Raw genomic sequence first — 14593 nt, 5'->3', positions numbered from 1 at the left:
ATCGACGCGGCTTCGCCGGCCTTGAGCGTTCCGATGGCATCCGTCGTCACCTGCTTGAGCACGGAATCGAAGCCGAGATCGCCGCTCGGCTGAACCGCGCTTGCTGTCGGCGTCGTTATGTCCGTCTCGGCCGCGCGGGCCGCCGCCGGCCCCGCGGAGATCGCAGTCGACGAAATCGCTTCAAGCATCGTCAGCTCCTCAACAGATCGATGGTCATGCTGAGCATCGATCGCACCTGCTTCACCACCTGAAGGTTGGCTTCATAGGACCGGTTGACCTCGCGCATGTCGGCCATTTCGATCATCATGTTGACGTTGGGCAGCTTGACGTACCCGGCCTTGTCGGCCGCCGGATGACCGGGGTCGTACTCGACCCGGAACGGCGTACTGTCGGTGCCGACTTCCTTGACCTTCACGAGCTGGGCGCCCGCGGCACGGTCCATTTCGGCATCGAAGGTCACGGTCTTGCGCTGGTACGGATCAGCACCGGCCACACGTCCCGTCGCATTGGCGTTGGCGAGGTTCTCCGACACGATGCGCATCCGCGTCGACTGCGCTTCGAGGCCGGAGCTCGCGACCGACAGCGATGCCTGTAGGGAATCAAGCATCAGCGCACCTCAGGCTTTCAGACCGGACAGCAGCATGCGGTGAAACGACCGCACGATCGCCGAGTTCATGGAGTAGTCGCGGTTCACCTCGCCGCCCTTGACCATTTCCTGCTCGAGGCTCACCGAATTGCCGGAGTGCACCACTTCCCAGCTATCCTTCTTGGCGGTGGCACGCGTATCGGTTTCGCTCGCGCTCAATTGCAGATGCGCCGGCGATGTGGTTGCCAGGCGGACCGGCATGCCGTCGAGAACCTTGTTGAACGGCTCGACGTCGCGCGCCTTGAAACCCGGCGTGTTGGCATTGGCGACATTTGCCGCGATCGTCGACTGGCGCAGCTCCAGCCAGCGGGCTTGCGACGAAGCAAGGTCGAACAGATAGAGCGGTCCCACGGCAAATCCAATCTTGGCTATGCGGGAGGACCATAGAGCCCGAAGCTTTTCTCAGGCTGTCGTGCCGGGCGCGTCATTGTACCTTCGCGCCTTGCGGCGACTTCTTGGATTGCAGGAAGTAGATGATCTCGGCCACCGGCCGGAAGAACTCCGATGGGATCACCTGATCGACCTGGACCGCTTCGTAAAGTGCTCGCGCCAACACCTTGTTCTCGATCACCGGAATCCGGTTCTCCTCGGCAACCGCACGGATCTTGAGGGCGATCGCATCGGCGCCCTTGGCAAGCACCAGCGGCGCGGAATTCTCCTCGCGCTGATAGCGCAAGGCCACCGCAAAATGCGTCGGGTTCGCGATCACCAGCGACGCGCGCGATGCGGCGGCGATCATGCGCTGGCGGGAGCGATCGCGCGCCAGCGACCGCAGCCGCGCCTTGATCAGCGGATCGCCTTCCGCTTGCTTGTGCTCGTCCTTGATTTCCTGCCGCGTCATGCGCAGCTCGCGCCGCCAGTGGAAGCGGGCCCAGGCCAGATCGATCGCCACCAGCACGATGGTTGCGATGCAGGTCGCCGAGACGATCCGCATCGCGATGGTCAGGATCATCTCGGGCAACGCCACCGGATCGGTGTACATCGCCTCGAAGGCCCGCGCTTCCGACGACCGCAAGACGAAGCCGACCACCAGGCTCACGGAGACCAGCTTGAACACCGACTTGCCGAACTCCATCAGGCCCTGGGCGCCGAAGAGCCGGCTCCAGCCCTGTACGGGCGATATGCGGGAGAAGTCGGGCTGGATCCGCTCCAGTACGAGACGCGGCGCGTTCTGCAGCAGCGAGGCCGCGAGCCCGAACACGATCAGCACGACGATGAGCGGAACCAGGAAGCGCATCGCCTGCAATCCGACGACGGAGAGCAGGTGTTGCGCATCGGCCCCCGTGCTCAGGCGGAAGCCGCCGGGATCATCAAGCAGTCCCTTAAGGGGCGGCACGAGCTGCTGCACGCCCTGCCCGATCAGGAACGCCTGGATCACCATCAACGCAGCCATCGAGGCGAAGATGGAGGCCTCCCGAGACACCGGGATCTTGCCCTGCTCGACGGCGTCGCGGATCTTCTTCTCGGTCGGCTGCTCGGTTTTGCTCTCCTTGTCGGACGTGTCTGCCATGCTGTTCAGCGGTCAGCGAAAGACCAGCTCATCCTCCTGGTCGGGATTGAGCTCGATCTCGCCGCGCTCCGCGAGCTCGAGCGCAAGGTCGGTGATCACGCGCCGCGCCTCCAGCACGTCGCGCTGGTTCGACGGCTCGCCGAGCGCCAGTTCGTGCTCGACGACACGCCGCACCCGCGACGCCACCGAGGACAGGATCAGCTCCCGGAACCTCTTGTCGGTCCCCTTCAGCGCAATGATGATGCGGTCCGACGGCACCTGGTCGAAGATCATGGTGCGCGCCTTCGGCGAGAGGTTGACCACGTCGTCGAAGGTGAACAGCAGTTCCTTCAGCACCTCGGCCGATTTCGGTCGCTTCTCCGACAGGCTCTTCAGCATGTCCTCGATGTGGCCGCGCTCCATCTTGTTGATGATGTCGGCGACCCGCGCATAGGTATCCGCGCCGAGGTTGCGGGCGAAATTCAGCGTCAGGTCCTCGTGCAGCGTCTTCTCGACGATCCTTATCGCGTCGTCGACGATCGGCTTCAGGCTCAGGACGCGCCGCATCAGCTCGTTGCGCAGGCTCGACGGCAGCTGGCTCATAACCTTCGCGGCGCACGCCGGCTTCACCTTGGAGAGAATCACCGCCGCGGTTTGCGGGTGCTCCTTCGACAGATAGCTGGCGAGCGAGTTTTCCGAGACCGACGACACGCGGTCCCAAACCGACTTCGACGAATTGCCGAGCAGGTCCGACATGATTTGCGAGACCTGCTCCGGCGGCAGCACGTCGCCGAGCACCGCCTCGAGTCCCCCGAGCGAACCGAGAATATTCGCCCCCATCGAGAACTGCTGGGCGAATTCCTCGACGATCGATTCAAGCTCGTGCGCGGTGATCGGGCGCAGCTCCGCGGCCGCCTTGGTGACGACCCGGATCTCCTCCGGCTCGAACTGCTGCAGGACGCTCGCGGCAGCCTGCCGCCCCATCGCGAGCAGCAGCGCGGCGACCTTCTCGGTTCCGCCCAGCGTGGCGACGCCTCGCTGTTTGGCGGGAGCTGCGATGCCCATCTGTTCCGCCACGGTCAGGTTTCACCGTGACCGCCCAGCGGTCCGACGATTTCCGTGAGCGAGACGCCGAACCGGGAATTGTCCTCCTCGACCACGACGACTTCGCCGCGGGCAACGACCCTGCCGTTCACCACGACGTCGACGGGCTCGCCGACCCTGTGATCGAGCGGCACCACGGCGCCGCGGCCGAGCTTCATCAGATTGGCGACCGGCATCGTCGCGGCGCCGAGAACCACCTGCACCGTGACGGGGATGCGCAGAATCGCGTCGACATTGGCGAACTTGCCGGCCTCCTCGGCCGTCCGCGCCGCGATCTCCGCCAGCTTTTCCAGCGAAGAGGTGTCGATGTGGGCCTCGTCGGACCCGGCTGCCCGGCTGGCAGACGGCTCATAATCGAAAGTTTGCGCCATTTGGTGTTGCCTCTTGAAAATTTCGTCCCCGGAGCGCGCGTCGCAGGCAAATCCCGCGCCTGCACACCACTAGCCCTTGATGCTCGCGGCGCCTGGCCGCAGCGGCGTCATGCCTGCTCCGCCTCACCACTCTTGGACCCCTGCGAGAATGGCGGCCGCCGCGCATCCAGCGCCGTAATCGCCTCATGGGCCTGGTCGATCTTGCTGCTGAGCACATTGGCAAGCCGCCCGAGATTGGCCGTCGAATCGTGCGCCGCCTTGATGACGGTGTCGAAGGCGCCCGCCGTCTCCTGGACGATGGTCGAAAACTCGCCCTGGTAGCTGCGCAGCCGCGCCAGCTCCCGGTGCATCCGGGTCACCCGCATGCTGGTGAAGGCCAGCGCAATGAGAAGAACGGCATCAACGAGATAGGATATCATCGACAAACTCGCGCTTCTGATCGACGGGATCCGAGACCTGCATGGCGTAATAACCATCGAGCTGGCCGATCTGGCACCAGAACAGCACCTGGTTGTTGTTCTCGAGCCTGGCCAGCGTGCGCGGCGTGGCGTTGAGCTCGATCACCTGCCCGACACGGAACTGCGCCACATCCCCGAGCGACAGCACTCGCTCGTCGAGCACGGCGTTCAGCGTCACCTCGGTGCGCTGAACCTCGGTCTCCATCTGCTCGCGCCAGTTCGGATCGGCGGCGCGGCCGTCGCTGACCACGACATGCGCCAGCTTTTGCCGCAGCGGATTGAGCGCCGAATGCGGGATGATGAGGAACATCTGCCCGCCGCGGTACAGCGCCTGCAGCATGATATTGGCGCAGATCGACATATTGCCGCTGCGGCCGATCGCGAGCGATGCCATCGCGGTCTCGATCCGCTCAAGCCGGAAGGTGACGTCGGAGGTTGCGGCGAACGCCGACTGCAAGGCCTTGGCGAAGCGCTCGAACAGCGTCTGCACCACCCGGAGCTCGATGTTCGAGAACGAGCGTTCGACGTCGATCGGGGGCTCCGCGCCGTCAGAGCCGAACAGGGCCTCGACCATCGTGAAGACGAAATCGCGATCGAGCACGAGCAGGACCCTGGCGTCCCATTGCTCGGCGTAGAGCACCGCGGCCACCGCGTTGCCTTCATAATCCTTGATGAAGTCGCCGACGCGGCCGTTGCTGATGCCGCTGACCGAGAAATAGCACGGCGTGCCCGCCATCGGCTGCAGACTGTCGGTGCACGACGCTGCCATGCGATCGAAGATCACATTGAGCATCGGCATGCGGTCGATCGATATGCCCGCCGCATCGAGCAGGTAGTTCGGCAGCCGCTTCTGCTGCTCGGCGCTGATCCCGTCCATCATCATGCGCGGGCCACCTTCGGTTCGACCTCGGCAACCACAGCCTTCGGCCCGGCGATCGTCTCGTTCTCGACCACATCGATCGACGGACGCTCGGTGCTGGCGATCATCTTGCGGCCATGCTCGACCGCGATCTGCGGCATGGCGCCGTTCATGAACGCAAGCAGCGTCTGCTTGACGATGATGTAGGGCCGGCACCGCTTCTCGCGGGTCATCTTTATCTTCAGAGCGAACGGCGAGATGATGCCGTAGGACAGGAAGATGCCGGCGAAGGTGCCGACCAGCGCGGCGCCGATGAAACCGCCCAGCAGCTTCGGCGACTGGTCGAGCGCCCCCATGGCCTTGATCACGCCGAGCACGGCGGCGACGATCCCGAGCGCCGGCAGCGCCTCCGACACGACGACGAGCGCGTTATAGGGCGTCAGCTTGCTCTTGACGATGGTATGGATCTCCTCGTCCATCAGCGCCTCGATCTCGTGCGTGCGCGCATTGCCCATGATGATCAGGCGGACGTAGTCGCAGATGAACTGCAGCAGCGCCGTGTCCGCGAGCACGCTCGGAAACGTCTTGAAGATCTCCGAGGATGATGGATCGTCGATATGCGCCTCGACCTCGTTGCGGCCCTTGCCGCGCAGCTCGCGCATCAGGGCGTGCAGCGCGCCCAGCAGATCGAGGTAATAGCGCTGCCCCGGGATCGCGCCGATCACGGCCTGGACCGCCGCAAGCCCGGTGTCCACCACGACCTTCCAGGGGTTGGCCACGATGAAGGTGCCGACCGCGGTGCCGAGGATGATCACGAACTCCCACGGCTGCATGAGCACGGCGAGGTGCCCGCCCATGGCGGCAAACCCGCCGAGCAGTGCCGCGACCGTGATGATAATCCCCACGAAACTGCCCAACGCGCCGCTCCATCGCCAATCCCGTCGGAAATATCTATTCGGCGACGCTTGCGCGAAGCTGGCTTCCCGCCCGCCAGCCCCGCGCAAGCTACTCGCGGCAGCTTCGCAGCAGCTCGCAACGGCCGTTGAAGGGTGTGCGCCATGCTATCCACGATCGCGGACTACACACGAATATCGAAGGACATGGGCAAATCGCTTTCGCTCACCGCGAAGGCGCCCGACGTCAGCCGCGACAACGACTACTACCTCGCCAACATCCGCAAGGTGAAGAGCATCGACGACCTGTTCAAGGACTACCGTCTTTACTCCTATGCGATGAAGGCCTACGGCCTCGGCGACATGATCTACGCCAAGGCGTTCATGCGAAAGGTGCTGACGGAGGGCATCTCCAACGGCAACAGCTTCGCCAACAAGCTGTCCGACCCGCGCTACCGCGAATTCGCCGCCGCGTTCAACTTTGCCCAGCTCGGCAGCAACGCGACCAACACGGCGGCGGCGACGACCGGCACCGCGACGCAATATGTCCAGCAGATGATGGAGCAGAACGCCGGCGACCAGAACGAGGGCGTTCGGCTCGCGCTCTACTTCACGCGCAAGGCCGCCTCGATCAAGACGCCCTATCAGATCCTCGCCGACAAGGCCCTGACGCAGGTCGCGCAGACCGCGCTCGGCCTGTCGGCGACGGTCAGCTCGGCCGATATCGACAAGCAGGCCGCAATGCTGTCGAAGATGATCAACATCTCCGATTTTCAGGACCCGGCCAAGGTCACCAAATTCGTGCAGCGCTTCGCGGCGATGTGGGACGCGAGCCAGGCCGCCAACGATACCTCGACCAATCCCGCCTTGGTGCTGATCGGCGCCACGACGACGAACGGCATGGATGTCGACATGCTGTCGAAACTCCAGTCCATCCGCCTCGGAAGGTAGCTCATGCAATCGGCTCTCTATGTCGGACTGTCGGCCCAGGTCGCGCTCGAGAAGCGGCTGCAGACGATCGCCAACAACGTCGCCAACGTGAACACCGCGGCCTATCGCACCGACGTGGTGAAGTTCGAGACCGTGCTGTCCCGCACCGGTACGAACCCGGTGGCCTTCTCCTCGCCCGGCGACAACATCATCTCGCGCGAGGCCGGAAGCCTGACCCAGACCGGCAATCCGCTCGATGTCGCGGTGGTCGGACAGGGCTGGCTGGCGTTCGCAGGTCCCAACGGCACCGTCTACACGCGCGACGGCCGCCTGCAGATCGCCCCCAACGGCGATCTGCAGACCCTGACCGGCTTTCCCGTGGTCGATCAGGGCGGCGCGCAGATCACGCTCGATCCGAACGGCGGGCCGCTCACCATCGCGCGCAGCGGCGCGATCACCCAGGACGGCAACGAGGCCGGCACACTTGGCCTGTTCAATATTCCCGCCGATGCCAATCTCGACCGTTACGGCAATTCCGGTGTAGTCCCGGATCGGCCCGCGACCGCGATCACCGACTTCACCAGGGACGGCATTCGGCAGAGCTATGTCGAGGGATCGGGAGCCAATCCGATGCTCGAGCTGACGCGCCTGATCTCGGCGTCGCGCGCCTTCGACGGCACCAACTCGCTTGTGGAGGGTACCGAAAGCTCGCTGCAGAATGCGATCCGGACGCTCGGCGAGCCTGGCAAATAGGGTGTCGTATTCCCTGGATGACTTGCCGAACGCGATGACGGAGGCATGGTCTTGAACGCCCTCCGGCAACTCGAATGGGCACTGCTGGAACTGCAGCAGAGCACACCGCTCGCAAGCGCGAGCGGCGCCATCTCCGAGATCGCACCGACGCATTTCCGCGTCTCCGGCCTGTCGCGCTTTGTCCGGCTCGGCGAGCTGATCGGCGTGAAGTCGGACGGGCGCGCCCAGATCGGCGAGGTGGTTCGCATCGACCGCGAGGGCATCATCGCTAAGCCGTTCGACCGGCAGTTCGCCGGCGGCCTCGGCTCGGTCGCATTCCGAATGCCGCCGCTGTCGTTCGCGCCCGATCCGAGCTGGAAGGGGCGTGTCGTCAACGCGCTCGGTGCGCCCCTCGACGGCTTGGGTGCCCTAATTCCCGGCCCGCGTGCAGTCTCGGTGGAGGCGGAAGCTCCTCCGGCGATGAAGCGGGCGCGCGTGCACAAGCCGCTGCGCACCGGGGTCCGCGTGATCGATCTGTTCGCCACGGCCGCGACCGCGCCATCACCATCGTGTCGACTGGCGACGAAAGCCCGATGATGCGCCGCCTCGCGCCGAAGACCGCGATGGCCATCGCCGAATATTTCCGCGATCGCGGCGAATCGGTACTGCTCGTCGTCGATTCGATCACCCGTTTTGCCCATGCTTCCCGCGAGGTTGCGCTGGCCGCCGGCGAGCCCGCCGTCGCGCGCGGGTACGCGCCGACGGTGTTCACCGATTTGCCGCGCCTGCTCGAGCGCGCCGGCCCGGGCGAGGAAGGTACCGGCACGATCACCGGTATCTTCTCCGTGCTGGTCGATGGCGACGATCACAACGAGCCGATCGCCGATACGATCAGAAGCACCCTCGACGGCCATATCGTGCTGAGCCGGCATATCGCGGACCAGGCACGCTACCCGGCCGTGGACATCCTCGCCTCCGTCTCGCGTCTGGCCCATTCCGTCTGGGATCCCGACGAGCGCGAACTGGTCGGCAAGCTGCGCGCCATGATCGCAAAGTATGAAGACACAAGGGACCTGCGCCTGATGGGCGGTTACCAATCCGGCCGCGACTCGGGACTCGATCATGCGGTCGAGATGGTGCCCAGGATCTACACCGCGATGCGCCAAGACGCTTCGGCTTCGCCAAGCGCGGACGCATTTCGCGAGCTCAGGGACATGTTGAAGGGCGCTTAAGAGCGCCACCCGGCGAATGGCCCCTCGCGAAAAACGCATGGCTTCGGGCTTTGCTGTCGCGCGCCGGGATGATTGGGCCCGGTGCGAATGGCGTGATTCGCCACGCGGCCTATGCATGTCTCATGGCAAGAGTTCGACACCAGTAACTGTGCCGTCCATCACGTGACGCGACTTGACGGCAGAATTGGCGATCGATTCCTGTCAGCGGGATCGGCGTGCGAGCAACCATCGCGTGCAATCTTGCAGTTCACTCCCTGTTTTTGAAGGGCAGAGCCGCGGGCGAGCGCGCGCAGCGGCTCTTGCGCGCGATTCACATGCTCAAGCAGTGGGCAAGAGCGCATTCGACGAGGCAACGGACGCGCGCTTAACAAAACTGTCGTATTCGCCGCATCCATCTTCCGATGCATGACTGATCGCGTGATCCACACTGCTGCTGCTGGAGCATCGATCGAGTTGCCTGTGGAGAACTCTTCAACCAGTGCATCACTTGGTCGAATGCCGCTGCGACCACGAATGTCCAATCATGCATTTCTTGATAAAGTCAGCTATCGTTATCGCGTAGCTTGAAGAAGACGTTTGCTGGTGACCCGAGTTCAGGGGCTTTGGTTGAGGAATTTCGACTCATCGTCGGGCGTTGACAGCGCCTGCGGCCTGCTTTCGGCGGGAACGCGGCCGTCCTGCCGGGGGCGCGGTCGCGAGCGTCGCATATCGCGATGGCCGGCCAGCCAGTCTCTGCACCCACCAATGCGCACCCCGAAACGGGATTTTCGCGCCGCGGACTCATACCTTATCAACGGCTGTTTAACTCATACTCAAGAAGTCACGAGCTGCGGCCGAGGGCGGATTGCGCGCGCCTTCGTCAGGATTTCTCGAGCGGGGTAAGTTATGCCGATGGCACGCGAGGCGATCGAGCTGCTGGTCCAGGCAGCAAGAGCCTGGCATTTCGAGGGCAATCGACACGGGTTGCGCGATCGGGAATGGATGGCTCTGCGGTTTCTCAGCCGCGCCAACCGGTTTTCGCGGACGCCGTCCGCGCTGGCCGGATTCATCGGCGCGACCAGGGCCACCGCCTCGCAGATCGTGAAGACGCTGGAGGCCAAGTCGTATCTGATCCGCAAACCGTCGCATGAAGACAAGCGCTCGGTCGTGCTTTGCGTCACCGCGCAGGGTGAGAAATGTCTTGCGCAGCACGACCCTATCAACCACGTGCTGAACGCCGTGAGCGCGCTCGGCGCGGAGGAATGTGCCCGGCTGCGCGATTCATTCAGGGAAGTCCTCAATCATCTCGACGCGACGCATCAGCGCGTCAATGCCAGCATCTGCCGGGACTGCATGTTCCTTGCCCAGCGCAGCCCGGCCAAAGGACGCGGGGGCGTGGAATACACCTGTCGGCTTTACCGCGCTCCGATTTCTCCGGAAGAGATCGAACTGCTCTGCACGAGCTTCGAGCAGGCGAGCGATCGGTTGAGAATCGACGAGCATCGCGAACGGGTCCGCGTCGCGAGCTAGGCAGCCGTCTCATCCTCAAGGTGGCGGGTTGGTTTGCTCAACTTTCTCGCTGCCATCGCCCCGCTTGACCGGGCGATCCAGTACCCTGCGGCCTATCGGTTCAATAACGATTGCCTCTGGAATACTGGATCGCCCGGTCAAGCGGGGCGATGGCAGCGGGGGAGTGAGACAAAGCTTCACACCCTCTCAGGATGGCCCGAAGGGTCTGTAAACCGTGATGAAGTCAGGTTGAATAGCAACCGAGAGGGTGACGCACTCCTTCTCCCGCTATTTCGGAATATTGGAAGAGTACCCCTGAGTTGCCCGACATGTCAAGCGGCTTGTCGGACGCCGAAGCCGCCGGCTCCTTTGCATGGGGTTGTTTTCGAGGTTTTGGCGGCACGCACCCCTCGGGCTGGGTTCTGAGGGACCCGGCTGCGGTGTGACACCAATTTCGAGTTCGACAGCATAACGCAATCTTCCAGACAGCATCGTCTTATGCTGCGATCCGTCTCGACCTCGACGGCTTGCCGGCCGTGTTTGCCGGCATGCCATGCCTGAGCGCCCCCGAGACCTGGCTGGAGAAGAAGCGCTATCGGGAATCCGACTGAACGACCAATGCGTTCAATCGATTCCTCTCTTCCTCGGTGAGCCGCTTCATCTGATCTTCGGCAAGTCGCCCATTGCCGAGCATCTGCGAAGGCTGATACTTCGGATCGACCGCGGCGGTGGCCTGCGTGCCGGCGGTGTAGACGCCGTAAAGCGAGTCCTGGGTGTAGTTGCCGCCCGCCAGCAGTTCGAGGTCACCGGTGCCGGTGCGCAACACGCTCGGCACCGTGCTGTCGCTGATGAATTGTGCCGGGCCGTTGCCCGGCACGCAGGCGTCGGGAAAGCGCCGGCCGCCTCGCGGCTTCGGCCGAACGTTGCCCTCCGAAGGCAAAGGTCACACGCTCGTATCGCGTCGGGTGCGCCAGTGCCCAAGCAGCTTTCCTGTTTGTCGCTTTTGCAGGTCCAATACCGTCGTCCCTCGAACCCGCGACTGACTCGTGATTAGCTGGGCCCGCGTGGTTTCGATTTTTGGCCTGTGAGCGGAACGACTTCGACGGTCACAGCTTCCTGCGCGCGGTCTCGCTCAACGATGATACGGACTTGCTGGCCGACCGGAGTAAGACCAATTAGGTTGCGCATCTGTGTCGCGCTCCGGATCGGAAGACCATTAGCCTTCAGGATCACGTCGCCCCTGCGCAGGCCCGCACGCTCGGCCGGAGAGCCAGGGCTGACCTCCTTGATCCGCGCACCCTCGATATGGCCAGCAGCGGGCGCCTCGAGGTCCTCGAGCGCTACACCAATACGGCCGCGATCGACGCGGCCCGTCGCAATCAGCTGATCCATCACCTTGTGCGCCATATTGATGGGCACAGCGAAACCGATCCCGACGTTGCCGCCGGCCGGCGAAATGATTGCGGTATTGATACCGATCAATTCGCCTTTCAGATTGATCAAGCCGCCGCCCGAGTTGCCAGGGTTGATCGCCGCATCGGTCTGAATGAAATCCTCGTAGCCTTGCTTCACGAGACCTGTGCGTCCCAAAGCGCTAACAAGACCTGATGTAACGGTTTGGCCAAGCCCGAAGGGGTTGCCAATGGCTATGACGAAGTCGCCGACCTCGAGCGCGTCGCTGTTACCGAGTTTGACTGCTTTTAGGCCGATTGGATCCTTGATCTGCAGAAGTGCCACATCGGTGGGAGCATCGCGCCCCAACAGTTTCGCTGCGAACTTTCTTCCGTCTTTCGTTTTGATCTGGACCAGCGAGGCTTGCGCGACGACGTGGCTTGCAGTGAGCACGTACCCCTTTTGCGCATCTACGATCACGCCGGAGCCGGTTGCATTGATCTCCTTTTCAAGTTGCTTCGGAACGTTGAAGAATTCCCGAAATAAGGGGTCGTGGTAGAGCGGATTGTCCTCCCGGACTTTCCCTTGCACCGAGATGTTGACCACCGCTGGAGTGACCTCTTTCACAAGAGGCGCCAAGCTCGGTACACGGCCGGTGCCAAGATCGGGGATCTGTGCGAGGGCGGTCCCGAGCGAGAGCAGCCACGCGAGGGCAAGGTACAGCCCGAGCCGGCCCGACAAGCGCAGTGACGGCATAATTTCTCCTTTTTTGACAATCGCTTATGAGATTTGTGGGTCCTAACTGGGTCGCCGTCGCGCGCTGTTCAAGGGCTGCCCTGGCACTCTCCCGTCAAGAGCGCTAAAATTTTTGCGCGCCCCTCTTGAACGAAATTTTTCCGGTTCCTAGGTGGTTTTTCCGCCGGGGGCTGGTTTCCGGCTCCGGTCAAATGACATCGCTAGACTGTTGAGGAGGATGTGCATGCATTTCCGTCCATTGCACGACCGTGTGCTCGTGCGCCGCATCGATGCCGAGGAGAAGACTGCCGGCGGCATCATCATTCCCGACACCGCAAAGGAGAAGCCGCAGGAAGGCGAGATCATCGCCGCGGGACCTGGCGCGCGGAATGAGCAAGGCCAATTGGCCCCGCTCGACGTGAAGATCGGCGACCGAGTCTTGTTCGGCAAGTGGTCGGGCACCGAAGTGAAGATCGACGGTCAAGATCTCCTCATCATGAAGGAGAGCGATCTCCTGGGTATCGTGGAGCACAGCAGCAGGTTGAAGAAGGCGGCCTGACACGGCTGAAAGACTGACAGTCATCGAAGAGAAAGGAGAGTTGAAACATGGCTGCCAAGGACGTGAAGTTTTCGACCGAGGCCCGCGAGCGCATGCTGCGGGGCGTGGACACGCTGGCGAATGCGGTGAAAGTCACGCTCGGTCCAAAAGGACGCAACGTGGTGATCGAAAAATCGTTCGGCGCGCCCCGCATCACCAAGGATGGCGTGACCGTTGCCAAGGAGATCGAACTGGAGGACAAGTTCGAGAACATGGGCGCCCAGATGGTTCGCGAGGTGGCGTCCAAGACCAATGATCTGGCCGGCGACGGTACCACCACGGCGACGGTGTTGGCACAGGCGATCGTTAAGGAAGGTACGAAGTCGGTCGCGGCGGGCATGAATCCGATGGACCTCAAGCGGGGCATCGATTTGGCCGTGGAGGCCATCGTCGATGACCTGAAGGTCCATGCCAAGAAAGTCACCTCCAACGATGAGATCGCACAGGTCGGGACGATCTCGGCCAACGGAGATACCGAAATTGGCCGGTTCTTGGCGGACGCCATGCAGAAGGTCGGCAACGAGGGCGTCATCACGGTCGAGGAAGCCAAGAGCCTCAATACGGAGCTCGAGGTGGTCGAAGGCATGCAGTTCGATCGCGGCTATGTCTCGCCCTATTTCGTGACCAACTCGGAAAAGATGAAGGTCGAGCTTGAGGACCCCTACATCCTGATCCACGAGAAGAAGTTGTCCGGGCTGCAAACCATGCTTCCATTGCTGGAGGCCGTCGTGCAGACCGGCAAACCGCTTCTGATTGTCGCCGAAGACGTGGAGGGCGAAGCTCTGGCGACGCTGGTCGTCAACAGGCTGCGCGGTGGCCTCAAGGTTGCGGCTGTGAAGGCGCCGGGCTTCGGCGATCGGCGCAAGGCCATGCTTGAGGACATCGCCATACTCACCGGCGGCACCGCGATCTCCGAGGATCTCGGCATCAAGCTCGAAAACGTCACGCTCAATATGCTTGGCCGCGCCAAGAAGGTGGTGATCGACAAGGAGAACACCACCGTTGTCAATGGAGCAGGCGCCAGGAAGGACATCGAAGCCCGCGTTGCACAGATCAAGGTGCAGATCGAAGAAACCACCTCGGACTACGATCGCGAGAAGCTGCAGGAGCGGCTCGCAAAGCTCGCTGGCGGCGTCGCCGTGATCCGCGTCGGCGGCGCCACCGAGGTCGAGGTCAAGGAGAAGAAGGACCGCGTTGACGACGCGCTCCATGCCACCCGTGCAGCCGTCGAGGAGGGCATCCTGCCCGGCGGCGGGGTCGCGCTGCTCCGCGCGCTCAAGGCGCTCGACGGCGTCAAGACGGTCAACGCCGACCAGAAGGCCGGCGTCGACATCGTGCGCCGCGCGATCCAGGTGCCGGCTCGGCAGATCGTCCAGAATGCCGGGGAGGACGGTTCCCTGGTGGTCGGCAAGCTGCTCGAGAACGGCAACTACAATTGGGGCTTCAATGCTGCAACCGGCGAATACCAGGATCTGGTGAAAGCCGGCGTGATCGACCCGGCTAAGGTTGTCCGGACGGCGTTGCAGGACGCAGCCTCGATTGCCTCGCTATTGATCACGACGGAAGCGTTGGTGGCCGACAAGCCCAAGAAGGCAGAGGCACACGCGCCCGCTGCGCCGCCGATGGACTTCTGACGAGACTTGCGCCCGGCCGTCGGCCGGGCGCT

The 14593-nt window shown here is 63.2% G+C and carries 16 protein-coding genes and 1 pseudogene; 6 read left to right on the top strand and 11 right to left on the bottom strand.

The window, feature by feature from the left end; genetic code table 11:
• From fliE to motA, 9 genes are all read right to left on the bottom strand, one after another.
• Positions 1-188: flagellar hook-basal body complex protein FliE (fliE, locus tag J6500_RS25740; protein WP_512699717.1), on the bottom strand; the 188-nt coding region annotated here is incomplete at its 3' end.
• 2 nt (positions 189-190) lie between these two features.
• Entirely contained in the window at positions 191-607 is a 417-nt protein-coding gene (flgC, locus tag J6500_RS25735) for a flagellar basal body rod protein FlgC (protein ID WP_225715492.1), read from the bottom strand.
• A 9-nt stretch (positions 608-616) separates the two neighbouring features.
• A complete protein-coding gene (flgB, locus tag J6500_RS25730) occupies positions 617-997 on the bottom strand; it encodes a flagellar basal body rod protein FlgB (RefSeq protein WP_225715491.1) in 381 nt (126 codons plus the stop codon).
• Between the two features lie 73 nt (positions 998-1070).
• Positions 1071-2156 (bottom strand): flagellar biosynthesis protein FlhB, encoded by a 1086-nt coding sequence (gene flhB / locus J6500_RS25725; protein WP_225715490.1) that lies wholly within the window; start codon positions 2154-2156, stop codon positions 1071-1073.
• A 12-nt stretch (positions 2157-2168) separates the two neighbouring features.
• On the bottom strand, positions 2169-3212 hold the full coding sequence (locus J6500_RS25720; protein ID WP_225715489.1) for a flagellar motor switch protein FliG: 1044 nt from the start codon (positions 3210-3212) through the stop codon (positions 2169-2171).
• 2 nt (positions 3213-3214) lie between these two features.
• The gene (fliN, locus tag J6500_RS25715; RefSeq protein ID WP_225715488.1) at positions 3215-3610 is read right to left on the bottom strand and encodes a flagellar motor switch protein FliN; all 396 of its coding nucleotides are present in this window, start codon (positions 3608-3610) and stop codon (positions 3215-3217) included.
• A gap of 107 nt (positions 3611-3717) precedes the next feature.
• Positions 3718-4029, bottom strand: coding sequence for a hypothetical protein (locus J6500_RS25710; protein ID WP_225715487.1), 312 nt, complete (start codon positions 4027-4029; stop codon positions 3718-3720).
• Positions 4010-4948 carry a flagellar motor switch protein FliM gene (locus J6500_RS25705; protein ID WP_376707859.1) on the bottom strand — a complete coding sequence of 313 codons (939 nt, stop codon included), beginning with the start codon at positions 4946-4948 and terminating at the stop codon, positions 4010-4012. The genes J6500_RS25710 and J6500_RS25705 overlap by 20 nt, the downstream gene beginning before the upstream one ends.
• Positions 4948-5844 (bottom strand): flagellar motor stator protein MotA, encoded by an 897-nt coding sequence (gene motA / locus J6500_RS25700; protein ID WP_225715485.1) that lies wholly within the window; start codon positions 5842-5844, stop codon positions 4948-4950. Before motA ends, J6500_RS25705 begins: the two co-directional genes overlap by 1 nt.
• 141 nt (positions 5845-5985) lie before the next feature.
• Between motA and J6500_RS25695 the strand changes: the two genes are divergently transcribed.
• The 4 genes and pseudogenes from J6500_RS25695 (at position 5986) to J6500_RS25680 (ending at position 10223) form a co-directional block, all read left to right on the top strand.
• Positions 5986-6771, top strand: a complete 786-nt coding sequence (locus J6500_RS25695) for a DUF1217 domain-containing protein (protein WP_225715484.1) — start codon at positions 5986-5988, stop codon at positions 6769-6771.
• 3 nt (positions 6772-6774) lie between these two features.
• On the top strand, positions 6775-7503 hold the full coding sequence (gene flgF, locus J6500_RS25690; RefSeq protein WP_225715483.1) for a flagellar basal-body rod protein FlgF: 729 nt from the start codon (positions 6775-6777) through the stop codon (positions 7501-7503).
• 51 nt (positions 7504-7554) lie between these two features.
• Positions 7555-8714: pseudogene (gene fliI, locus J6500_RS25685) on the top strand (flagellum-specific ATP synthase FliI).
• An 885-nt stretch (positions 8715-9599) separates the two neighbouring features.
• Positions 9600-10223: a MarR family winged helix-turn-helix transcriptional regulator gene (locus J6500_RS25680; protein ID WP_225715482.1), complete on the top strand. Its 624-nt coding sequence runs from the start codon at positions 9600-9602 to the stop codon at positions 10221-10223.
• Positions 10224-10794: 571 nt separating this feature from the next.
• Here J6500_RS25680 and J6500_RS25675 read toward each other — a convergent pair.
• Complete coding sequence (locus J6500_RS25675) at positions 10795-11079, bottom strand: hypothetical protein (RefSeq protein ID WP_225715481.1); 285 nt, start codon at positions 11077-11079, stop codon at positions 10795-10797.
• A 173-nt stretch (positions 11080-11252) separates the two neighbouring features.
• On the bottom strand, positions 11253-12350 hold the full coding sequence (locus tag J6500_RS25670; protein ID WP_225715480.1) for a trypsin-like peptidase domain-containing protein: 1098 nt from the start codon (positions 12348-12350) through the stop codon (positions 11253-11255).
• Between the two features lie 223 nt (positions 12351-12573).
• On the opposite strand from J6500_RS25670, the gene groES reads away from it, so the two are divergent.
• Positions 12574-12888 (top strand): co-chaperone GroES, encoded by a 315-nt coding sequence (gene groES / locus J6500_RS25665; protein ID WP_225715479.1) that lies wholly within the window; start codon positions 12574-12576, stop codon positions 12886-12888.
• Positions 12889-12935: 47 nt separating this feature from the next.
• Positions 12936-14561, top strand: coding sequence for a chaperonin GroEL (gene groL / locus J6500_RS25660; RefSeq protein ID WP_225715478.1), 1626 nt, complete (start codon positions 12936-12938; stop codon positions 14559-14561).
• Positions 14562-14593 lie beyond the last annotated feature (32 nt).

It is taken from the genome of Bradyrhizobium semiaridum, from assembly GCF_020329505.1.
Lineage (GTDB): Bacteria > Pseudomonadota > Alphaproteobacteria > Rhizobiales > Xanthobacteraceae > Bradyrhizobium > Bradyrhizobium semiaridum.
This window is presented reverse-complemented; position numbering and strand designations above follow the sequence as displayed.